The following is a 21,033-nucleotide window of genomic DNA, read 5'->3' on the forward strand; positions in this document are numbered from 1 at the left end:
TGCGTTCCCCGTACCGCGTTCCAGGTCCTCGGCAAACTGCGCATGAGGTGCACCAGATTCGTGATGTCTTCTACGTCCCAATCCCGGAGAATTCCCCTTGCCAAGCGCTCACGGGCCTTGTCGATCTGGTCGGTCAGCGCCTTGCCTTGCGCAGAGACCACCGCCTAGCGCATCCGCCGGTCTTCAGCGTTGTCATGTCGGATCACCAGTTCCATGCGCTCCAGCTTGGTGACCTGGCGGCTGATGGTCGTGTAATCCCTGCCCAGGCGATCTGCCAGCTCAACCACTCCAATCGGACCAAGTCGCTCGATCACCACCAGAAGGCGAAAGAGCGCTTGGTCCAGATGCACGCCGTCTTTCTGTTCTCTGCGGAGGCCGCGACGAGACATCTATTGCCGTATCCGTGAGACCAGAGCCGTCAAGAGAACAGCCAGTGCTGCAACGCCAGCGCCGATGTAACCAATGTTGCCAAGTCCCCAATGCGGGATCACCATGCCACCGATGATCGCTCCCAATCCAGTGCCGGCATTGGCTGCGGATACGTTCAAGGTGCCTGCCAAAGCCTGTGCGTGCGAGGCGGACTTCATCACCCGTACCTGGCAGATGGGGAACAGTGCCGTATAGGCAACGCCCCAGATCGCCAGCGCACCGCCAAGCATGGACAGCGACCCCGACAACGGCACGCTGGCAGCCATGCCGATCCCCAGCACGACAGAGAATGCGGCGGTGGAGCCCAGTGGGTTGCGATCCACCAGGCGCCCACCCAGCCAGTTCCCGACCAGACCGATGGCACCGAACCCCATCAGCCACCAGCCCACATGTGCAGATGTCACTCCGGCAATACGCTCAAGCATGTCTGCCAGGTACGTATAGGCAGTGAACATTGCGGTGAACACCACCACCGACAAGGCAACGTTGCCGACGAAGTATCGGTCCTTCAGGATGCTGGCCTGCTCGGCCAGACGCAGTCGTCGGGACATGGCCACACGCGGCATGAACACCGCCAGCGCCAACGCCATCACCAGCGAGAGGACTGCAAGTATCCAGAACGTCCCCCGCCAACCGATGGCATCGGACGCCAATGTCCCCAGCGGAATGCCAAACAGCAACGCAGCGGAGATACCGAGATAGACCCGGGATACAGCGCGACCGGCTTGCTGTGCCCCGACGATCTGACCGGCAGTCTCACTGGCCGTCCCCCAGAACACGGGCAGCGCCAATGCGGGAATGAACCGTGCAATGGCAAGCACCCAGAAGTTTGGGGCGACGGCAGCCAGTGCATTCGACGCTGCAAAAATGAGAAGGATGGCAATGAAAAGACGCTTGCGATCGAGGTGGGATAGCAGCGCCGTGAGCACAGGGCCGAACAGCATGACCGTGAAGGCGAACAGGGTCACAAGCTGCCCTGCCGTCGAGATCGAAATTTCCAGGTCTCGGGCCAGAGCGGGCAGCAACCCCACGATGAGGTATTCCGTAGTGACGATCACGAACGCGGCGATCGCCAGGATGAAGATTGAGAGACCGTCGCGGCTGCCTGAAGCGACAATGCTTGGTGCTGCTTGGGAGGACATTGCAGTTCCTGTATGACTTCATTACTACCCGCCATGGTATTCAGGAGCCGATTTCCTATCTCTGATATTTTTTCGCGGCATTACAGAATTAATTTCCGCAATCCGTGAGGGCCCCATGTTTCCAGCCGAACGCCTCAAGGGCATCGAAAACTTCGTGGCCACCGCGGATGCGGGCAGCTTCACCGCTGCGGCCGAACGGCTGAACCTGACCAGCTCGGCTGTCAGCAAGAGCGTTGCCCGTCTCGAAGACCGGCTTCACACTCGACTTTTCGAGCGCACAACGCGCCGCCTGGCCCTGACCGACGCAGGGGCCGCGTTCTATCGGACCTGCGTAACCGTGCTGGCCGATCTGGAAGAGGCCGAGGCAGTGCTCGCTGCACAACGCAGCGAACCCATCGGGCGCCTGCGGATGGATGCGCCGGCGACCTTTGGCCGACTGCGCGTCTGGCCTCTGATGCTGCAGTTCGCGCGCCAGCACCCAAACTTGCGGCCGCATGTTTCCTTCACGGACCGTTTCGTGGATCTGGCCGATGAAGGCATCGACATCGCGGTTCGCATTGGCGGCCCCGATCATTGGCCGGGTACCGTCGGCCATCGCTTCCTCGGTCGCGAACACCTGGTCTTCTGTGCATCGCCTGATTACCTGGCCCAGCGAGGCACTCCATCGTTGCCCGCTGAGCTGGTTCAGTGCGATGCCGTGCTCTACGGCAAAGCCGACGGCACAACCAGCCCGTGGCTGATCACGCATGGGCCCGGCGCGGTCGAGCGGAAGATGATGGAAAGCCGCCTTACCGTCGGTGATGGCGAGGCCCAGGTGGCTGCGGTCAAAGCAGGATACGGTGTCGCGCAGTTGGCGACGTGGATGATCTGCGACGAGATGGCGCGAGGGGAGCTGGTGCAGGTTCTGCCTGAACTGGCCACTGAAGGTCTCTCGCTGAACCTGGTTTGGCCCATAGGGCGACAGCTGCTGCCCAAGGTGGATGCGATGCTGGAACTGCTCTCCGCCGATCTGAGCATCGCCTGACGGTGGCCAACATCGCCATGAACCTTTGAGGCGGTGGAGGCGCGGCCTGCCGACCGCGCCACGTACATCATATTTCCCCGTATCCGCCTGCACGCATCTATCTGCCTGCCATGTCAGCAACGTTGACGAACACCGGGTTGGAGTAGAACCACAGATCACCCCAGTGATCTTCGCCACGTTCGTCGGGCAACGCGTCCACGGCCCCGGTGCTGTTTCCACGGACCCGCACGAAGCCCCCGCGGGAAGGCACCGGCAACGACCAGCGCGCCACGATCCAGTTTCCTTCGCGCGACCACGTTGCCGCATCGAAGCCGCGTCGCCGCATCTGCACGGTGCCGTTCTCGCCCCGTCCGCCCACGATCAGCTCGATGCGCTTCAGTGCCGGGTGCTGGCCGTTGGCGTTGGCGTGGGTCGGCCGTCGCACCCGCACTTCCACCTGCATTACCTGCGTAGCAGCAAGTGTCACCGTGTCCCCGGGGGTTCCACTGGCATTGCCACCGGCCACCCTGAGTTCCAGGGCGTCAATCAGGTCGCCGGTTACCGTGAACATGCGACCGTTGCGCAACGCGTCGAGGATGTCCTCCGCGTCCGGCCGGGCCCAGGCATATGTCTTGCTGTATTCACCCGGGTCGTAATCACGCCCCCCGTCGCGCAGGTTCACGTGCGAATCGGAGTTGGCCGTGATCCAGAAGTGCATGCCATCGGCCAGCATCTGGTCCCAGACGCCACCCACCTGCGCGGTCATCTGATCGTAGCCCCCGTAGGTGGGGGCGTCCGCGTTGCGGTACAGGCCGCGCTCGGTACGGATGGCCTGGTGCCCCGGCGCGCCTTCCATGCCGACCAGCACGTTCGGCGCGGCCGCATGCCAACCCCGGAGCTCCCCAGGCGTGACCTGCCCCCATTTGCCCATGCCGGTTGCCGTGCGCGACGGGTGATTGATGAACATCAACGGCGCAGGATCCAGGCCCCGCAGATGGGCCAGTGCCGCCTGCATCTGCTGTTCGGTATCACGGCTGCCCTGCAGCGGCTCGCTGCGGCTGAAGTCGCGCTCGGCGGTGACCAGCTGGTCCCGTTCCGCCGGCCCCGGCGCGATGATCAACGAGGCGTGTTCCCCCGCCGGCACATCGAATTCCATGCCGTTGAACTGAATCACCTCTGGAACATCCGCGCGTGCTTGCACCAGCGCGGGGTAGGCGTGGTCGCGCGTGACCGCAGAGTGGCCGGGACCACCGTGATCGGTGTGGACCATCCAGCGCAGGCCGAACGCCTTGGCCTGCACCGCGTTGCGGCTGCGGCTGTAGGACGAATCGCCGCCGCGTACCGGTGTGGGCGGCGTGGTGCTGCGATCCCAGTCCACACTCCATTCGCTGTGCACATGATGGTCGCCGGCCAGCCACTGGCGGCCAGCGTCGGAGGCAGCCGTGGCGGGAGCACAGAACACCGGCGCCGACACTGCGAGCAGTGCCAGCAATGGATATTTCTTCATTACATGATCTCCGGAACGGCGCGGGCGGGATGCGGATCCGTCTCCAGTCCGCACCCGCCCGCACGGCAGGCATTCCTCAGAAGTCCGCGCGCAGGCCCAGACTGATGCGGCGACCCGAGGTCTCGTCCATGGTCGGGAAGGATGGATCCATGGTGTAGCCGCTGGTCCGCTCGTTGGTGAGGTTGATGCCCTTCAGGCTGATCTTGATGTTGTCGGTGATGCGGTAGCCGATCGACACATCCATCTGGCCATAGGCATCGCGCCAGATCGGATACAGGTTGTAGCCGATCGATTCGACGTACTTGTCCTTGTGGTTGTAGGACACGCGGGCGTCGAAGTGCTGGTTCTCGTAATACGCGGTGAGGTTCCAGGTCTTCTCCGACAGACCGGGCATCGGCGTGCGGATGCCCAGATCGGACTCACCGGCCAGTGAGCTGTCCAGCATGGTGTAGTTGGCATTGATGCCAAAGCCCTCCAGCCAGGGCGCGAACATGTTCAGTGGCAACTGCGCCACCAGTTCGATGCCGTCGACCTCGTAGGCGCCCTTGGCGTTGACCGGTTGGTACACGTCGAAGTCGTAGATGCCGTTGAGGCTACCGTTGGCGTTGTACACCGCTACGTCCTCGACTGAACCGGTCAGCGAATTGATCACCACGCCGTCGATGTTCTTGCGGAAGTAGCTGGCGGCGAACAGCGCGCCGTTGTCCAGGTACTTCTCCATGCCGATTTCCCACTGTTTGGCGTAGGTCGGCTTCAGCTCCGGGTTGCCGTCGGTGAAGCGGTAGGAGCTCCAGCTGGCGGTACGCTTGTAGGCGATGTCTGTCAGTGCCGGGCGCATCATCACCTTGGACGCGGCCGCACGCAGAAGCAGCCCCGGCGAAAGTTCGGCGGTCATGTTGAAGCTGGGCAGCAGATCGTCGTAACGGCCGTCCTTCGACACCGGGGTGTCGGTATAGCCGGTGCTGCCGTTGGCAAGCTGGATGGGGTGATAGCCGAACGAGTCGACCTTCGTATCCACATAGCGCGCGCCGGCGTTGACGGTAAACGGCACGTTGCCGATGTCGAAGGCGAAGTCGGCCATGGCGTAGAAGCTCATCACCTTCTCGTCGACCTGGTAGTACTGGCCCGGGTCGAAGGGGGTATGGAAGCCGTCGTAACGGAAGGCGCTGCGAGCGTAGTCGTTGGAGATCTGCTGCCAGTTCAGCTCCTTGTTGGAGTAGCTGCCGCCCGGAACGATGTCGCCGATGTCTTCCAGCGGGCTGTCGGCCATCGTGCGTGTATTGACCCAGGCCGCGCTGCCAGCAGTCGGCCCGGTGATCTTCAGCTCGCCGTACTGTCGTTGCTTGGAACGATCGGTATAGCGCGCGCCGAAGCTGACCGTATGCAACGCCGGCAGGAAGGCCATGTCCAACAGGCGGGTGACATTGACCTGGGCGGCGTACTTGTCATCCTTCACCTTCTCCAGGGTGGTCTCGTACGCTTCGAACAGGTACCGGCCCGGGTCGTTGTACATGTCGAAGCTGCCGGCTGCGGCGGTGGGTATCGTTTCACCGCTGCTGCCGGTCCAGCGCGTGCGCGAGGGCGCATAGGCCACATGCTTCAGGTTGGAGAAGTCCGAGGTCTTCTCCGCCCCTGAATACCCCACCAGTGCGTCCACCCGCCAGCTGTCGTTCTTCCAGTCCATCGCCAGGCTGTACTGGCTGTAGTCGGTCTTGTTGATCCGTTCCTTGCTCAGCATCTCGTGCTGGGTCGCGGTGTAGGACACATCGCGCAGCACCACCATGCCGTAGTCGGACAGCGTGGTGTCGTCGTACGCGTGGATGGTGCCGAAGGTACTGCGGCTGGAGGCCGAATAGGCCGCCGCATCGTACTCGTCCTCGGTGCTGTCGTAGCCACCCACCATCGCGTCGAAGGTCAGGCTGAAGTTGCTGCTCGGCCTGTACTGCAGCGAACCGGTCGCGCCCCACTTGTCCTGTTCGTTGAGGTAGACGCGATCACCCACCTTGTCCTGGAACACCACGCGGTTGGTCTGGTCGGCATCATTGCGGTTGGTGATGTTCACGCCTGCATCGCGTCGCAGCACGGCCTGCGCCTGGGTACCACGGGTGCCAGAGGCGGTAAGAAAGCGCGAGGACGGGCGGAAGTTGATGCCCGAGGTGGAGTCGGTGCGGTTGGTACGCTTGGACTGCGAGTAGGACACCAGCGCGCCCCAGTCGCCCCAGGTATCGGCAGCGAGGAAGGCAAAGCGCGGGTCCACTTCTTCGGAAATGCTGTTGTGCGCGCCCTCGGCAGAGACCACCAGCTTGCGTTCGTTGTAGTCGAACGGGCGTGCGGTGGAAATCTTCACCGAACCGGCAATACCACCCTCTTCATCGGCAGCGGTAGGCGATTTCTGCACGGTCACCTGCTGGATGATCTCCGAGGCGAACATGTCAAATTCCACATCGCGCCCACCACTGCCCGAAGCGGTCGCCAGGTCGTTGATGGAAACGTGGGTGTATTCCGAAGGCAGGCCACGCACGTTGACCTTGGTGCCCAGGCCCTTGCTGCGCTCGATGGTGACGCCCGGCACGCGCTGCAGGGCTTCGGCGAGGTTCTGTTCGGGAAAGTCGGCCACGTCGGTGGCCACGATCGAGTCGGAAAAACCGACGGTGGCGCGCTTGATGTCCACGGCCTGTTCCAGGCTGCGGCTGTAGCTGCCGGTCACCTGGATGGTTTCCAGGTTGGCGGCTTCGGCAACGGGGGCACCCACGCTGCCGTGGGGCGAAGCGGTGCCCGCCACCAGCGCCGTACCCGTGGCGGCCTGTGCGGACGTCTGCGCCGGTGCGGCCGTGGCCTGCGCTTCGATGGTGACGGTGGTGGCGTTGAGGTAGCGGTAGCGCAGCCCGGTGCCAGCCAGCAGGCCGTTGAGCGCCGCATCTGCACTGAGCCCGGCAGGCACGCCCGGCGTGCGCGGGTTGCCTGCACTCTGGGCGTTGTAGACGAACTGCAGGCCGGTCTGGCGCGACAAGGCGTTGAGCGCCATGTCCAGCGGCTGCGAGGCGATGGCCTGGCTGGCCACGCGGGCCGGTTCTGCGGCGTGGGCAGCGGCGGCGGTGACCTGCAGTGCCAGAGCGATGGAAAGGAACAGTGTGCGGCGCATCGTGGGATCCAGTGAGGAAATGGCGGTGGTCGCGGAACGGGTGTGTTCCTGCTTTCCCCAACTACGAGGGCGCAGCGCGCCGATCGGGCACCGCTGTTTCGATGAATTTTTTCTTACAGCGGAGGCGCGGCACGCCGTTGCACGTGGATACCGTCGGCGCTGCGCTGGGTGACCAGCGTCGGCTGCTGGTCAAGGAACGCGCGCAGCGATGCCACGTCATCCGCACGCAGGTTGCCGGTCAGACGCAGCGCGCCGGCGTCGTCGCTCACGTGCAGGCGCAGGGTATTGCGCCGGTTGAAGCGATCGGCCACGTCGCGCAGCGGTTCGTCGCGGAACACCACACGGCCGCTCCACCAGGCGGTCATGCTGGCGGCGTCCTCCTGGCTGATCCGCACCTGCTGGTCCCGGTAGTCGACCTGCGCCGCCTGCCCTGCGCCCAGATCGGCCAGCATGCGGCCGCGCCCGCCATCGCCTCGCACGTGCACACGCCCTTCGCTGACGCCGATGCGCGCCTGCTCGCGCAGCAGCGAAACATCGAACGTGGTGCCGATGTCGGTGACCTGCAGGCCGGCCGCGTGCACCGCGAAGGGTCGACGGTCCTTGCCGACCACGAAACTGGCCTGGCCGCGTTCAAGTTCGACGCGCCGCCCCAGCAGGGACATGCGTACCGACATCTCGCTTTCCGCGTCCAGGTGCACCACGGTGCTGTCCACCAGGGTGATCTGTCGCGGTGCGCCATGCGCGGCCACGTAGTGCCCGGTGCGGGGCCAGGCCAATGTAGCGAAAACGCCCACGCCCAGCATCACCGCCGCCGCGACCGCGATGCGTGGCAGGCCTCGCACCGGGCGGGCCGTCCGCGCTGTCGGCGCCGCGGCCGGACGCGGTGAAAGACGGACTACGTTATGGTCATTGCCTGCAGGCGCGGGGGTCTGCAGCAGTGTATCCACGTCGACGGGCATGGTGCGCAGCGCTTCTCCCAGCGCACCGGCTACCTCGCTGATGACCATGTACTCGCGCAGGTGTTCGGGTGAGACCAGCAGCCACTGCATGAAGGCGCGCTGTTGCGACGGGCTCAGGTCGCCGTCGCGCTGCAGGGCGTGCCAGTGTGCGGCGGCATGGGTCAGCGCCGACGGATGTTCAACGGCCATGCTCAAGGCCTCCCTGCCGGTTCGGCCATCGCCCGGCGGCACACCGACAGCCCGCGTACCACGTGCTTCTTCACCATGTGCGGAGACACACCCATGCGCTCGGCGATCTGCTTGTAGCTCAACCCGTCCCGATACTGCATGACCAGCACCGCGCGCGTATGCTCGGGCAAGGTTGCCAGCAATGTCTGCAGGCGCTGGCTGCGCTGCTCGCGTTCGGCGGCGTCTTCCACGCATTCCCCACTGGCCAGGCTCTGGCCCAGGCCTTCGATCTCTTCGATAGGCAAGGTCGACCATCTCCGCCGCGCAGCCTGCTCGCGCGCCAGGTTCTGCGCGACGGTGAACAGGTACGCTTCCGGATTGGCGATAGGCTCGCCGTTGCCTTCATGCGCACGCAGCAGGCGCAGATAGGTTTCCTGCACCAGGTCCTCGGCATCCTGCCGGGCGCCACGCCGCACGAAGAAGCCGCGCAGCAGCGGCGCGTGGTCCTCGAACATGCGCGCCAGGCGCCGTCTTGCCTGCTCGGCCACCTGCGTCGCCTTTCCCCTAGAGTGCGCCGCAAGGTAGGCGTACTGGATGACGAGCGCATGACGATTCCAGCTCGGCTGCGCGCTCGCATCCACGCACGGAGTTCAGTCTGACCATGATTTGCGCATCGCGTGCTTGAGCTGCTCCCGACGTGGGCAGGTTCCCTCCCACGCATCCGACACGGCTTCCACCGTGCCTTGCCCACGCGCTGGACCGATGAACGCGCTGCCGAGGCAACGTGTTGTGACGCTGCTTGCCTTCTCAAGCGATGCTGCCTCTCCGCTCCCGGCCAGAGGTTCCTTTGATGTGCTTGAACACCGGTGTGTTCAGCCGTCCAACCTGTGCTGGAGCCGAGTCGTAGCGGGACGGTATCAGCCATCCACAGAAAAGGTCCGTCTCCAGTTGCGCGGGCTCGTATGGAACGTCCGGTTGAAGCTCTGCCGGAACGAGACCGACGTCCGGTAGCCGGATTGCTCGGCCACCTGCTCGATCGACAGGGTGGTGGACTCGAGCAGTTCCTTGGCGTGCCTCAATCGCTCAGCCTCCAACCAGGCCCCCGCCGTCATGCCGGTAGCCTTGTGGAACCGGCGGGTGAACGATCGTCGGCTCATCGCCACACGGCTCGCCAGTTCATCGAGCGAGTGGTCCTCCTGCAGGTTCCCGCGCATATGGTCGAGCAACCCGCTCAACAAGGCATCGTGCGGCGAGCTGGGTACCGGCTGGTCGATGTACTGGGACTGGCCTCCCTCGCGGTGGGGCGGCAGAACCATCAGGCGGGCGACCGAATTGGCCTCCCGGGCTCCGCAGAGCTTCCTTACCAGATACATGCAGCAATCCAGCGCCGCACCCGTACCTGCTGACGTCACGATGCGGTCCTCGTCGACGTAAAGCGCGTTCATGTCCAGCTTCACGCAGGGGAACCGTGCGCTGAAATCGGCTTCGGCCACCCAATGGGTCGACGCGCGACGGCCATCAAGCAGCCCGGCATAGGCCAGCGCATAGGCGCCGTAGCAGAGCCCGACCACATGCGCGCCCCGGCGGTGCGATGCGACGAGCCTGGCCGCCAGTTCACAGCTCGGCGCGATGTCCAGGTCAGCCCAACCCGGAACAACGACCACTTCTGCGTCGTCCAGCAGACCCAGCCCACCGCTGGGGCTGACGCCTACCTGGCCCCCCGTCAGGGTCACCAGGGGCTGCTCTGCAGCAATGCGGACGTTGAACAGGCGGCGATCATCCGGGCTGATGTCGAAGATCATCAGCGGCACAGACAGATGGAAGGCGCTGACCCCCTGTGGCGCGACGACCACCACCTCAATGGGGCGATGAGCGGGTTCTGCCGCGTGGCGGTTGATCATGGCCTGATTTCATCGATTATGGTCCCGTGGGCCAGTATTGCGCCAGGCACGGAATCGTCAAGCTCTGTTTTACGAATTCATACAGAGTCTGCGCCATGAAGATGATGTCACTCGCGATCGCCACCCTGCTCGCCGTTGGCCTGCAGGGCTATGCGCACGCGGCGGACAACCCGCCAGGTACCACGTCCATCCAACAGATCCGCAATGCCACTGCGAAGATTGCCTACGGTGACACGGTGCTGCTGATCGATCCGATGCTGGCCGCCAAGGGCGCCTACCCGGGCTTCCCGGATACCTACCGCAGCGAGCTGCGCAACCCGACCGTCGATCTCCCCTTCGATGTCGCCCAGGTACTCATGGGCGTGGATGCGGTGCTGCTGACCCATACCCATCTGGATCACTGGGACCCGGCCGCAGAGACGCTGATTCCGCGCTCGATGCCCATGTTCGTCCAGGATGCGGCAGACGCTGCTCTGCTTCGCGGCAAGGGGTTCGAGGACGTCCGGATACTTCCCGCGCACGAGACGTTTGGCGGGGTGACGATCTCGCGCGTCGCCGCCCAGCACGGCTCGGCCGCAATGTTCAAGGTGGAGCCGCTGGCGAAGCTGCTGGGCAGCGTGACCGGGTTTGTTTTCGAGAAAACCGGTGAGCCGACCATCTACGTTGCAGGTGACACCGTCTGGACCGGCGACGTGCAGGATGCAATCAAGCGCTACACGCCGGATGTCATCGTGCTGAACACTGGCGATGCGCGGGTCACAGGTTTCGACACTGGCATCATCATGGGCGTTGATGACACCTCGCGTGTGCATGCGCTGGCGCCCAAGGCAAAGATCGTTGCCGTGCACATGGATGCGGTGAACCACATGACCGTGTCCCGTGCCGATCTGCGGCGCTATGTTGCCGCGAAGGCCATCCAGGACAGTGTGCTGATCCCGGAAGACGGCGAGACCCTTACGTTCCAGAGGCGCATGCAATGAAGACTGCACTGATCGTCGTGGACATCCAGAACGACTACTTTGCCGACGGCCGCTTCCCGCTCGAGAACAGCGAGCCGGCCCTGGCCGCAACACGGGAGGCCATTGCACAGGCCAGGGAGGCCGGTGACGTGGTGATTGGCATCCAGCATATCTCGCCCAGCAACGGTCCTTTCCTGGCAAAGGGCACGGCGGGCGCCGACCTGCATCCGGCCATTGCCGATGCGCTGGAAGGCTGTCTGGTGATCGAGAAGCATCAAGCTGACAGTTTCCTGCACACCACCCTTGCACAGGAGCTTGCCGCCCGGAATGTCTCCGCCATCCGGTTGGTCGGCATGATGACCCAGCACTGCGTAACGCATACGGCACTGTCGCCCGAGGCAGCTGGCCTGGATGTGACCATCGTGGGTGCGGGCTGCGCGGCACCAACGGCCGTGATCAGCGATATCGCGTTGTCGGGCCTGGCGGGTCGCTGCCGGGTGGTTTGAATCCGGACCCCGGCGCGGGTGCCCTGCAGCTGCGACAGCCGCACCGGCCACCCGCGTCTGGACCGGGTTGGGCTGCCTGCAGTTGAGGATGGCGCATCTCCGGACGTGCGGGCGACATCCCGTCGAGGACCGGAACCACGCCCTACCGTTCGTCGGCCCATGACTTCCGGGGGGTTGACTACAGGTGTCGTCATGGCAACAGTAGCGACACGTGTAGTCAAGGGAGTGTTGTCATGCGTGGCAAGACCATCGGGGACCAGGAACTGGCCCTGCTGCAGTATGTGGATGAGCAGGCACCGGCCAGCGTCGGCGAGGTCGCCAGCGGCTATGGCGAACCGCGCGGACTGGCCCGCTCCACGGTGTTGACGATGATGGAACGCCTGCGCGCCAAGGGTTACCTGCAGCGCAGGCAGCAGCAGGGCGTCTACCGCTACCAGCCCACGCGTGGGCCGGAGAGCGTGCTGCAGGGCGCCGTCGCCCAGTTCGTCGACAACACCCTGCAGGGCTCGGTGTCGCCATTCGTGGCGTACCTGTCGCAGCGGCAGAAGGTCAGCGACAACGAACTGGCCGAACTGGAAGCGCTGGTGGCCGAACTGCAGTCGCGTCGCCAGGAGGACTGAGCCATGGATACCTCGATGTTGATTCCGATGCTGGAACGGCTGGGCTGGACCAGCCTGCAGACCGTGCTGCTGGTGGCGCTGGTGTACCTGCTGTGCCGCACGCTGCCGACGCTGTCGGCGGCCACCCGTTGCCGCTTGTGGTGGCTGGTGTCGCTGCAGGCGGTGGTCGGCCTGTTGTGGAGCCAACCGCTGCAGCTGGCCTGGCTGCCCGCACCCGATGCGGTGGCAATGACGACCGTGGATCTTGCCGCGGACGCGATGTACACGATGGCACCGGAGGCATCGGCGCACTTGCTGGCGAACACGCCGATGGGCGATGTCGGCAGTACACCGGTGGCCTGGTGGGCATTGGCACTGGCCGCGCTGTGGATGTCCGGCGTACTGCTGATGGCGTTGCGGACCTTCGGCGAATGGCGCCGTTGCCGCGCGCTGCTGGCTGCGTCGTATCCGTGCGAGGACCAGGCACTGGTGCAGGCGCTGCAGCTGGCCGCGGATGCGCACGGTCTGCGCCGCGCGCCGCGCCTGTGGATGAGCGACCAGGTCGACGCGCCGCAGCTGGTCGGGCCGTTCCGTCCCGTGCTGCTGCTGCCGGCGGGAATGAACGCGCTGCAGGGCGATGCGCTGGATCTGGCGCTGACCCACGAACTGCAGCACCTGCAGCGTCGTGATCTGCAATGGGGACTGCTGCCGGCCCTGGCCCAGCATCTGTTCTTCTTCAATCCGCTGCTGCGCCTGGCCGTGCGCGAATATGCCCAGGCCCGCGAGGAAGCGGTGGATGCGGCCGTGGTCGGCCAGCATGGTGCCAGCCGCCATGCCTATGGCCGGTTGCTGCTGCAGCTGGGTGTGGCGCCGCAGCCACACCTCGGCGTGGCCAGCGCAGCGCCCAGCACCACCAGCCTCAAGCGCCGCCTGCTCTCGCTGCAGTCGCACCGGGCGTGCCCGCGCCTGCTGGCCGTTGGCCTGACCCTGGTCGTGTTGGCCGTGGGTGTGGCGCCGATGCGCCTGGTGGCCGCGCCGGTCCCGCCTGCGCCGCCGGCACCGCCGCGCGCTGTGCCTGCGCCGCAACCGCCCGCAGCACCCTCGGCACCGGCGGCACCCTCGGCACCGGCAGCACCGCCCGCCGCAGCGGTACCTGCAGAACCGGCCGACTGGGCCGAGGAGGAGGAACCTGCCGAGCCCGCCAGCTCTGAGGAGACTGCTGACCTCAACGTGGATGTGGACGTGGATGCGGCAATGACCATCGTCACCCATGGCCAGCTCGATCTGGGTACGCCGCCGCGGCAGGCCTTCGTACTCGTCGATCACGGCCAGGCATTCGCCAACGCCGGCATGGACGATGTGATGCAGGCGCGCAGCCGGATTGGTGACGGCCCGGCGCTGTGGTTCCGTCAGGGCGACAAGCGCTACGTCGTGCGCGATCCGATGCTGATCCAGTCGTTGCAGCGTGCCTACGCCGGTGCTGTCGATCTGGGCCGCCAGCAGAGTGAACTGGGGCGCCAGCAGAGTGTGTTGGGTCGTCAGCAGGGCCAGCTCGGCCGCGAGCAGGGCGAGCTGGGCAGGTTGCAGGGCGAAGAAGCGCGTGAGCTCGCCCTCGCCGCCGCGCGCGCTGCACGCAGTGCGATCAACGATCGCGACATCAACCGCGAAGCGGCCGCCGAAGCGGCGCGGGCCACCCGTGGCGCGGCGGATGATGTGGCGATTGCACGGCAGGCCGCGGCCGAAGCACAGCGCGCGTCACAGGTTGCCCGCAACCAGGCACTGCAGTCCGAGCGCAGCCGCGAAATGAGCCGTCTCGCCAGTCAGCAGGCTGCGCTGGGAAGCCAGCAGGCCGTGCTGGGCAGCAAGCAGGCGGCATTGGGTGAGCGCCAGGCGCGGCTGCAGGTGCAGGCCGCGAAGCAGGCAGAGCAGGTCATCGCCCGTGCGCTGGCCAGCGGCAAGGCCGAGCGGCTCTGAACCGGTAGTGCCGGCCGCTGGCCGGCAATGTGGGGGTGCCGGCCAGCGGCCGGCACTACCCCGGGCCGATCAACCGCAGCTGGCGCGCTCGATACGGTTCTGCGCATCCACCTGCACGGTCACGCGGTCCTGGCGGAAGTCCATGGTGACGGCCATGCCGGGCTTGACCACGCGTGCATTGCGCGCGCCGCTGTCGGCCACCAGCTTCTTGATCGTCGCTTCGTCGGCGACCTTGCCGGTAAAGCTCTCCAGCTTTTCAGGATTGCATTCCTGGGGGCCGTCAGACACCTTGGCCGGCAGACTGCCGACCTCGGCGGAGGTGTTGCCACCGGCATGGCTGCAGGCCGCCAGCGGCAGGATGACCGCAAGCAGCAACAGGGAGGATCGACGCATGGAAGTACTCCTGGGTGGTGTTCAGTAACGGAAGTGTCGCCGGGACGTGTGTCAGCAATGTCAACGCGGCCTGAATCTGTCTTCTCCGATCATCCGCTTACCAGCGCCAGCGTCTCCCGTTCGCGCTGCTCTTCCCGCACCAGCCGCTGCAGCAGCAGCGCCAGGGTCACCACGTCCTGGTGGTTGTGGTCGGCCACCCGGCGCAGATTCACCGCATCGCCGCCGCGCAGGAAACGCAGCCACGCAGCGGGGGCTTCCGAACCGGGCAGATCATCCTCGCGCACCACACGCAGCAGTTGCCGCTCGATGGTGGACAGCTTGCAGTTCTCCCACGTACCGCGATAACGGCGGCGGGTGGGGTACAGCAGGTCGACGTGGTCCAGTGCAGTAATGGGATCGGCTTGCCGGGCCAGCCGGTAACGCGTCTTCAGCAGCGGTGCGTCGTAGCTGCGGCCGTTGTAGCTGCAGAACACCGTATGCGGCTGCAGCCAACTGGCGAAGGTGGTCAGCATCGCTTCTTCAGCAGCCATCGTGGAGATCAGCAACTGGCGAATGCGCAGGCCCTCGCCGCGCCGTGGGCACACGTGCCAGTCGGCAGCGCCGATCATGAAGGCACGGGTGCCGGTGCCGCCGGCCAGGCCGGTGGTTTCGGTATCGAAGAACAACAGGTCATGCGCAGCCACGTGCTGGTCTTCGCGCTTGGCGAACGCCAGCGACAGCGGTGCGGTGGGAATGGCCTGTGGCTGCAGTGACTCGATCAGGAACAGGCCGGGCGCGATCTCTTCGCCGGGCAGCCGCCGGTCCTGCGCGCTGGCGCGTGCCGGCGCAGGTCCGCCACGCGAACGCATGCCGAGCAGGCGATGCAGGCTGCCGACCTCGGGCCGTCGCAGTGCTGGCGGCGCAGGCGCGGTGGTGGCGGTGCCGGTCGGCTTGTGACGGATCTCCTGTTCCACCCAGGCAAACACCGAACGCTCGGCCGGTGGCTGCCGCGCATCGTTGGCGGCCACCGGTGCCGGTGGCGTGTCCCGCGCCGGCGCGGCAGGCGTGGCCGCTTTCGGGTCACCGGCCTGCTTCCGCAGCAGGCGCAGCTTGTCCAGACTCAGGCTCACGGGGCAATCAGCTCCACGGGGTCGCGCGTGCTCACCACCACGTCAGCGACATGCTGGCAGGCCTGCGCATCGAACAGGTCGAGCACGCGCAGCGCCAACGCACGCGGCGAGGTTTCATCTTCTTCCTGCGCGGCCAGCACCGGGCCGACGCAGGCCGGACAACCCGCCCTGCAGTCGCAGCGCTGTACCAGTTCGCGCGCGCGCTGCACCAGCTCGGCCTGGCGCTGCCACAGCGGCTCACTCAGGCCGACGCCACCGGGGAAGTTGTCGTACAGGTAGACGGTCGGCACGAATTCCTGCAGCAGTTCCACCGCGCCCGGCTCGCCATCGCTGCCACGCAGCTGGCCGCGCCCGCTCTGGTCGGCAATCGCGATCCAGGTGCCATCGCCGTTGCCCACCGACTTCTGCAGGTCGCGTGCATCGGCCATCACCGCCACCGTGGCGACGATATGCAGCGCATAGGCGGCGCCGAGGAAACCATCCAGCGCATCCTGCTTGCTGGCGAAGGCGCGCAGCAGCAGCGCCTGCGGCAGCTGCCACCACACTGCGGTGGTGTGCAGTTCCTGGTCGGGCAGGTTGACCGGGCCGTAGCCGATGTTTTCGTGGGTGTAGTAGCGGATCTTCTTGTAGCCGGCCACGCGGCGCACCACGTGCACTTCGCCATGGTGCGAATCACCCCGGCCGGCCACGCCGCCATCGAAACGGTCCAGCACCTTGAGCTTGGTGAAGTCGATGCTGTCGGTGTAGTAGTCCACGTGGGTGCGGGTGACATAGGCCTTGCGGCCTTCCCAGTCCAGGGTTTCCACCTGGTAGGGGGTGGACTGCACCATGTGGATGGCGCCTTCGTACAGGGTGAGCGCGGCAGCCGAATAGTCGACCTCGGCGATGATCTGCTGGCGGCCATCGCTGCGGTCGACCACCACGAAGTTGCCATCGGCCACCGCACGCAGGCTGACCGCGTTGGCCGGATAGCTGTCGGCGATCCATTCCCAGCGCTCGCCTTCGCGGTGGATCACCTCGGTTTCGGCCAGTGCTTCCAGGAACACTTCCGGATCGATCGGGCCGAAGCCATCGCCCACCCGGAACGGCAGTTCGAATGCCGCGCAGCGGATGTGATCGAACAGGATCAACGGCTGGTCGGGCGCGATGCGAGCGTGTTCCGGCGACGCCTCGGCGAAGAAGTCCGGATGCCGCACCACGTACTGGTCCAGCGGCTGCGAGCTAGCCACCATCACCCCGAGTGCAGGCTGCTGGCGGCGGCCGGCGCGGCCGAAGCGCTGCCAGGTAGCGGCCACGCTGCCGGGATAACCGTTGAGGATCACCACGTCCAGGCTGCCGATGTCCACGCCCAGTTCCAGCGCCGAGGTGCTGACGATGCCGTCGATGGTGCCGGCACGCATCGCACGCTCGGTCTCGCGGCGCTCGGTGGGCAGGTAGCCGCCGCGGTACGCGCGGATGCGCGGTGGCTTGCGCGGGTCGTGGTCGAAGATGTCCTTCAGGTACTTGGTCAGCACCTCCACCATCAGCCGGGTCTGCGCGAACACCAGCGTCTTCAGCCCGGACTTGATCGCGATGCGGGCGATGCGGTTGCTCTGCGAGCGCGCCGAGGCGCGCAGGCCCAGGTCCGGGTTGATCACCGGCGGGTTCCACAGCAGCACCTGCTTCGGCCCGCTGGGCGCGCCGGATTCGGTGATGGCGGTGACCGGGGCTTCGATCAGTGCCTCGGCATGCGCCTGCGGGTTGCCGATGGTGGCCGAGCACAGGATGAACTGCGGTTGCACCCCGTAGAACGCGCAGATGCGCTTGAGCCGGCGCAGCACGTTGGTGACGTGGCTGCCGAACACGCCGCGATAGGTGTGCACTTCATCGATGACGATGTAGCGCAGGTTCTCGAAGAACTGTGCCCACTTGGTGTGATGCGGCAGGATCGCCTGGTGCAGCATGTCCGGGTTGGAGACCACGATGTCGCCATGCAGGCGGATCGCCTGCCGTGCATCACCGGGGGTGTCGCCGTCGAAGGTGAAGGCCTTCACCCCGAGGTCGCCGGCGCGGTTGAGCTCCAGCAGTTCGGCCACCTGGTCCTGTGCCAGTGCCTTGGTCGGGAACAGGTACAGCGCCTTGGCTTTGTCCTGCATGGCAGCGCTGACCACCGGCAGGGTGTAGCACAGCGACTTGCCGCTGGCGGTGGGGGTGACGATGGCCACGTGCTCGCCACGCTGGCTGGCCTCCCAGGCCTCGGCCTGATGGCTGTACAGCTGCTCGATGCCGCGTGCGTTCAGCGCGGTGGCCAGCGCCGGCGGCACCGAAGCGGGAATCGGCGCATAGCGGCCTTCGCGGCCGGGAATGGCGAAGCTGCCGGTGATGCGATCCTGGTAGCGGCGCTGCAGGCGTGCGCTGAGCAGGGCGCCATCGCGGGCGGGCAGGCCGTCGCGGGTGGCGAGCTGCTGCTCCGCATCGGCAGTGCGCTTGGCGAGTTCGTAGGCCATGGAAGATGGAGCCGGGACGTTTTTCGAGGGGTCACATGGCACCACATTCGCGTCTCAGGATGTGAGACATCGCGCGCGAAGGGCGTGAACCATTCATTGCCCCGGGTCGGGACGCCGCGCGATTTCCGCGTCGAACGCCTCACTGCGGCGGAGGGACTGCACGATGCAGACCACAAGCCGTACCGTGTGCCAGCCCAACGCCAGCATTGCCAGTGCCTGCCAGACAGATGCAACCGGCCAGCCCAGTTCCAGACGCTGTGACAACGGCATCCAGGCGGCGCCGAACATCAGAACGCACAGCAGCAGGCCCAGCCAGGCCAGATGCCAGAACCCGCCCGTGGGCGGATAGCGCCGTCGGTCGCTGGCCAGGCACCATGCCGTGCCAGCGCCCAGCACCCTCCCATCGCAGGTGCGCACATCCAGCAACATCGAGCGCCCGCGGGAGAATCCCCCGGCGTGCTCCCATTCCGCCGGAAGCTGCACGCGCCGGTCATTACCCAAGAGCCACACCTGTGATGCCTGAGCAGTGCGCCGGTACACGAGTAGACGGCCGCGGACCCGCAGTACGCGCTGCGCCGTCGCAGGGCCGTTGCGGCGTGGGCGGCCCAGCCAGGCCGCAAGACCGGCGATGGCAAGCAATGGCGTGGCGAGCAGGCCCGGGACGTCGGCGGCGGCCCATAGCGCCAGTGCGGCAATCACCAGCGGGGAAGGGCGCAGGCCGGGACCCCGTCGCATCGAAACTTCTTCCGGTGTCTCCATGCGCTCGCCACAGACTCGGCTGGTGGCTGCATCCGGCCGTGCAGCAGTGATATTGAAGCCATTGAGACGCACCACCACCGCCACGCGTTCGTCCAGCACCACTTCGGCTTGGTTGTCTTCCGAGAGGTATGGCCATGCCCGCCTTGGAACCAGCACGGGAACTCCACCCAGCAGGCCGTCGCCGACCGGGAAGTTGTTCCAGCACGCCCCCCCGGTGAACGCCCCGCGCAGCCGCTTCACCTGGTCGTCATGCACGCAACCGGTCAGCGCGCGCAGCGTTGCCAGTGCGCAGTGTTCGTCGGCGTCGAGCGTCCGCAGGGTGCTGCTCCGGCGCAGCGAGGCCAAGCCTGTGCGTACGCGTGATGCCCATTCGGCAACGGCCGCGAGGACCATCACCAACAGGACTGCCAGACCGATCAGCACGGCTGCGTGTGACATCATCAGGCAGCCGGCTGCAGCGGTGGGACTGTGGAGGAAGCTGTCATGGCTGGCTGCCGTATCCGGAATGCCTCAGGATGCAGGCCCCGCCCTGGCTGGGGGAATGAAGTTCGTTGCAAACTTCGGCGCCTTGGCCGCGCATCGGTGATGCGGGACACTCCCTGAACGCCGGCGGCGCCTCCAACGAAATCTGAAGCCCGCACCCGTATCCTCGACACCTGGACGCAACAGGCAAGGATCATGGCTGTGGCAAAACGGGCAACGCAGGGAGCACTTCTGGCCGGCATGCTGCTGGCGGGCATCGCGCACGCGCAGCAGACGACGCCGGCGGCCGTGCCCGTGCCCACGCCTGATCCCGTACCGGCGCCTGCCGTGCCGCCCGCTGCTGATGACGCGCGCGTGGTCGCCCCGCCTGCGCAGGGGAACGTCACCACGCTGGGCGAAGTGCGTGCGCTCAAGCCCGAAGACGACCAGCCGCTGGACCTGTACCGCTTCAAGAACCCGATGCGCGCGGAGAACAACCGCTTCAGCCGCGACTGGAGTGAGCCGCCCTCGCCCGAGCAGGTCAGCATGGGCGGCGGTTACATCATGATGGGCGTGGTCAAGGGCGTGATGGCAGCGGCCAAGGGTCTGAACAAAATTACCGGCGGACCGGACCAGATCCAGTCGGCCATCGCGCGGCCGCCACCGCAACTGAGCGCGGAGCAGCAACGGCGCGCGCTGCAGTTCTGCGCGCAGCAGGACGGTTGCGGCGCACCGCCGGAGAAGTAGGCGGTATCCTGCGGGCCTTCCCTTCGAGGCTGCCCGGATGCTGCTGCGTTCCCTGTTCCTGCTTGCCACGCTGAGCCCGCTTGCTGCGCTGGCCAGCGACCTGACCGATGGCGGTTCCTGCCGCAATGGCGCGTTTCCTTCGGAGCAATCGGGCTTCGCCCTCGCCAAGGTGATCGGCACGCCGCGCCTTTACCTGCTGGGTGACATGGACGGCTGCCCCGCGAAAGGCGAACCCGCATGCCGCCAGCGCAGCTACGTGGTGAGCGGCGATACGGTGGTGACCGGGCGCGATCTTGGCGGCTACCGCTGCGCGTTCTTCCCGAACAAGGTGGGTGGCAGCGCAGGCTGGGTGGATCGCAGCAAGCTGCAGGCGGTTCGGGTGCCCGCGCCCTCGCTGCAGGCCTGGTCGGGAGACTGGAAGGACAGTGACAACGGCCTGCGCATCCGCGTGCGTGACGGCCAGTTGCACGTGGAAGGCGATGCTTACTGGCCCTCGGCCAACCCGACGCTGGCCGAACGCCCGGGCGGCCCGAACATCGGCGCGGTGAGCGCGCAGGCGGCGCCGCGTGGTGCCCAGGTCGACTTCGTGGAGGACACCTGCACGGTGCACGCGCAGCTGCTGGGGGACGTGCTGATCGTGGCCGACAACAGCGAGTGCGGCGGCATGAACGTGCGCTTCAATGGTGTGTACCGGCGCGCGGCGAAACGTTGAACGGCGCATTCCGTCGATTCACGCATGGCGTCAGTAGATCCACGCCATGCGTGGAGGGTGTCTGCGACCCAATCGG

Annotated in this window: 18 protein-coding genes; 7 read left to right on the top strand and 11 right to left on the bottom strand. The window is 66.1% G+C overall.

What is annotated here, in order from left to right; genetic code table 11:
- Nucleotides 1–164: 164 nt before the first annotated feature.
- Both ACEF39_RS00415 and ACEF39_RS00420 read right to left on the bottom strand, forming a co-directional pair.
- Entirely contained in the window at nt 165–389 is a 225-nt protein-coding gene (locus tag ACEF39_RS00415; RefSeq protein WP_500286564.1) for a MarR family transcriptional regulator, read from the bottom strand.
- Nucleotides 390–1,571, bottom strand: coding sequence for an MFS transporter (locus tag ACEF39_RS00420; RefSeq protein WP_500286565.1), 1,182 nt, complete (start codon nt 1,569–1,571; stop codon nt 390–392). It lies immediately after the preceding gene.
- A 115-nt stretch (nt 1,572–1,686) separates the two neighbouring features.
- Here ACEF39_RS00420 and ACEF39_RS00425 point away from each other — a divergent pair, with 115 nt between their 5' ends.
- The gene (locus ACEF39_RS00425) at nt 1,687–2,595 is read left to right on the top strand and encodes a LysR family transcriptional regulator (RefSeq protein ID WP_500286566.1); all 909 of its coding nucleotides are present in this window, start codon (nt 1,687–1,689) and stop codon (nt 2,593–2,595) included.
- A 97-nt stretch (nt 2,596–2,692) separates the two neighbouring features.
- Here ACEF39_RS00425 and ACEF39_RS00430 read toward each other — a convergent pair whose 3' ends face one another.
- The 5 genes from ACEF39_RS00430 to ACEF39_RS00450 all read right to left on the bottom strand — a co-directional run bounded on the left by ACEF39_RS00430 (nt 2,693) and on the right by ACEF39_RS00450 (nt 10,251).
- Nucleotides 2,693–4,081, bottom strand: coding sequence for a CehA/McbA family metallohydrolase domain-containing protein (locus ACEF39_RS00430; protein WP_500286567.1), 1,389 nt, complete (start codon nt 4,079–4,081; stop codon nt 2,693–2,695).
- 76 nt (nt 4,082–4,157) lie between these two features.
- Nucleotides 4,158–7,223, bottom strand: coding sequence for a TonB-dependent receptor (locus tag ACEF39_RS00435; protein WP_500286568.1), 3,066 nt, complete (start codon nt 7,221–7,223; stop codon nt 4,158–4,160).
- 113 nt (nt 7,224–7,336) lie between these two features.
- Nucleotides 7,337–8,371, bottom strand: a complete 1,035-nt coding sequence (locus ACEF39_RS00440; RefSeq protein ID WP_500286569.1) for a FecR family protein — start codon at nt 8,369–8,371, stop codon at nt 7,337–7,339.
- Between the two features lie 2 nt (nt 8,372–8,373).
- Entirely contained in the window at nt 8,374–8,898 is a 525-nt protein-coding gene (locus tag ACEF39_RS00445) for an RNA polymerase sigma factor (RefSeq protein WP_500286570.1), read from the bottom strand.
- Nucleotides 8,899–9,267: 369 nt separating this feature from the next.
- On the bottom strand, nt 9,268–10,251 hold the full coding sequence (locus ACEF39_RS00450) for a GlxA family transcriptional regulator (protein WP_500286571.1): 984 nt from the start codon (nt 10,249–10,251) through the stop codon (nt 9,268–9,270).
- Between the two features lie 95 nt (nt 10,252–10,346).
- Between ACEF39_RS00450 and ACEF39_RS00455 the strand changes: the two genes are divergently transcribed.
- From ACEF39_RS00455 to ACEF39_RS00470, 4 genes are all read left to right on the top strand, one after another.
- Complete coding sequence (locus tag ACEF39_RS00455) at nt 10,347–11,231, top strand: MBL fold metallo-hydrolase (protein WP_500286572.1); 885 nt, start codon at nt 10,347–10,349, stop codon at nt 11,229–11,231.
- A 17-nt stretch (nt 11,232–11,248) separates the two neighbouring features.
- The gene (locus ACEF39_RS00460; RefSeq protein WP_500286573.1) at nt 11,249–11,716 is read left to right on the top strand and encodes an isochorismatase family protein; all 468 of its coding nucleotides are present in this window, start codon (nt 11,249–11,251) and stop codon (nt 11,714–11,716) included.
- Nucleotides 11,717–11,949: 233 nt separating this feature from the next.
- The gene (locus tag ACEF39_RS00465; RefSeq protein ID WP_025876036.1) at nt 11,950–12,336 is read left to right on the top strand and encodes a BlaI/MecI/CopY family transcriptional regulator; all 387 of its coding nucleotides are present in this window, start codon (nt 11,950–11,952) and stop codon (nt 12,334–12,336) included.
- 3 nt (nt 12,337–12,339) lie between these two features.
- Complete coding sequence (locus ACEF39_RS00470) at nt 12,340–14,289, top strand: M56 family metallopeptidase (RefSeq protein WP_500286574.1); 1,950 nt, start codon at nt 12,340–12,342, stop codon at nt 14,287–14,289.
- A gap of 69 nt (nt 14,290–14,358) precedes the next feature.
- On the opposite strand, the gene ACEF39_RS00475 is transcribed toward ACEF39_RS00470, so the two are convergent.
- The 4 genes from ACEF39_RS00475 to ACEF39_RS00490 all read right to left on the bottom strand — a co-directional run bounded on the left by ACEF39_RS00475 (nt 14,359) and on the right by ACEF39_RS00490 (nt 19,459).
- Nucleotides 14,359–14,682 carry an I78 family peptidase inhibitor gene (locus ACEF39_RS00475; RefSeq protein ID WP_500286575.1) on the bottom strand — a complete coding sequence of 108 codons (324 nt, stop codon included), beginning with the start codon at nt 14,680–14,682 and terminating at the stop codon, nt 14,359–14,361.
- A gap of 89 nt (nt 14,683–14,771) precedes the next feature.
- Nucleotides 14,772–15,791 carry a ribonuclease H-like domain-containing protein gene (locus ACEF39_RS00480; protein ID WP_500286576.1) on the bottom strand — a complete coding sequence of 340 codons (1,020 nt, stop codon included), beginning with the start codon at nt 15,789–15,791 and terminating at the stop codon, nt 14,772–14,774.
- Nucleotides 15,788–18,277, bottom strand: coding sequence for a DEAD/DEAH box helicase (locus ACEF39_RS00485; protein WP_500286577.1), 2,490 nt, complete (start codon nt 18,275–18,277; stop codon nt 15,788–15,790). Before ACEF39_RS00485 ends, ACEF39_RS00480 begins: the two co-directional genes overlap by 4 nt.
- Nucleotides 18,278–18,370: 93 nt before the next feature.
- Nucleotides 18,371–19,459: a hypothetical protein gene (locus ACEF39_RS00490; protein ID WP_500288070.1), complete on the bottom strand. Its 1,089-nt coding sequence runs from the start codon at nt 19,457–19,459 to the stop codon at nt 18,371–18,373.
- A 255-nt stretch (nt 19,460–19,714) separates the two neighbouring features.
- Between ACEF39_RS00490 and ACEF39_RS00495 the strand changes: the two genes are divergently transcribed.
- Together ACEF39_RS00495 and ACEF39_RS00500 are read left to right on the top strand one after the other, a co-directional pair.
- The gene (locus tag ACEF39_RS00495; protein WP_500286578.1) at nt 19,715–20,245 is read left to right on the top strand and encodes a hypothetical protein; all 531 of its coding nucleotides are present in this window, start codon (nt 19,715–19,717) and stop codon (nt 20,243–20,245) included.
- Nucleotides 20,246–20,282: 37 nt separating this feature from the next.
- Nucleotides 20,283–20,957: a hypothetical protein gene (locus ACEF39_RS00500; RefSeq protein ID WP_500286579.1), complete on the top strand. Its 675-nt coding sequence runs from the start codon at nt 20,283–20,285 to the stop codon at nt 20,955–20,957.
- The last annotated feature ends 76 nt before the right edge of the window (nt 20,958–21,033 follow it).

The sequence above is a fragment of the Stenotrophomonas indicatrix genome, assembly GCA_041545745.1.
Taxonomy (GTDB): Bacteria; Pseudomonadota; Gammaproteobacteria; order Xanthomonadales; family Xanthomonadaceae; genus Stenotrophomonas; species Stenotrophomonas indicatrix_A.

What these genes read in the sequence shown, in the direction of transcription:
- ACEF39_RS00440 (WP_500286569.1), bottom strand. Translation starts at nt 8,371, where the DNA reads ATGGCCGTTGAACATCCGTCGGCGCTGACCCATGCCGCCGCACACTGG.
- ACEF39_RS00475 (WP_500286575.1), bottom strand. Translation starts at nt 14,682, where the DNA reads ATGCGTCGATCCTCCCTGTTGCTGCTTGCGGTCATCCTGCCGCTGGCG.
- ACEF39_RS00435 (WP_500286568.1), bottom strand. Translation starts at nt 7,223, where the DNA reads ATGCGCCGCACACTGTTCCTTTCCATCGCTCTGGCACTGCAGGTCACC.
- ACEF39_RS00465 (WP_025876036.1), top strand. Translation starts at nt 11,950, where the DNA reads ATGCGTGGCAAGACCATCGGGGACCAGGAACTGGCCCTGCTGCAGTAT.
- ACEF39_RS00450 (WP_500286571.1), bottom strand. Translation starts at nt 10,251, where the DNA reads ATGATCAACCGCCACGCGGCAGAACCCGCTCATCGCCCCATTGAGGTG.
- ACEF39_RS00455 (WP_500286572.1), top strand. Translation starts at nt 10,347, where the DNA reads ATGAAGATGATGTCACTCGCGATCGCCACCCTGCTCGCCGTTGGCCTG.
- ACEF39_RS00430 (WP_500286567.1), bottom strand. Translation starts at nt 4,081, where the DNA reads ATGAAGAAATATCCATTGCTGGCACTGCTCGCAGTGTCGGCGCCGGTG.
- ACEF39_RS00415 (WP_500286564.1), bottom strand. Translation starts at nt 389, where the DNA reads ATGTCTCGTCGCGGCCTCCGCAGAGAACAGAAAGACGGCGTGCATCTG.
- ACEF39_RS00470 (WP_500286574.1), top strand. Translation starts at nt 12,340, where the DNA reads ATGGATACCTCGATGTTGATTCCGATGCTGGAACGGCTGGGCTGGACC.
- ACEF39_RS00425 (WP_500286566.1), top strand. Translation starts at nt 1,687, where the DNA reads ATGTTTCCAGCCGAACGCCTCAAGGGCATCGAAAACTTCGTGGCCACC.
- ACEF39_RS00500 (WP_500286579.1), top strand. Translation starts at nt 20,283, where the DNA reads ATGCTGCTGCGTTCCCTGTTCCTGCTTGCCACGCTGAGCCCGCTTGCT.
- ACEF39_RS00495 (WP_500286578.1), top strand. Translation starts at nt 19,715, where the DNA reads ATGGCTGTGGCAAAACGGGCAACGCAGGGAGCACTTCTGGCCGGCATG.
- ACEF39_RS00420 (WP_500286565.1), bottom strand. Translation starts at nt 1,571, where the DNA reads ATGTCCTCCCAAGCAGCACCAAGCATTGTCGCTTCAGGCAGCCGCGAC.
- ACEF39_RS00485 (WP_500286577.1), bottom strand. Translation starts at nt 18,277, where the DNA reads ATGGCCTACGAACTCGCCAAGCGCACTGCCGATGCGGAGCAGCAGCTC.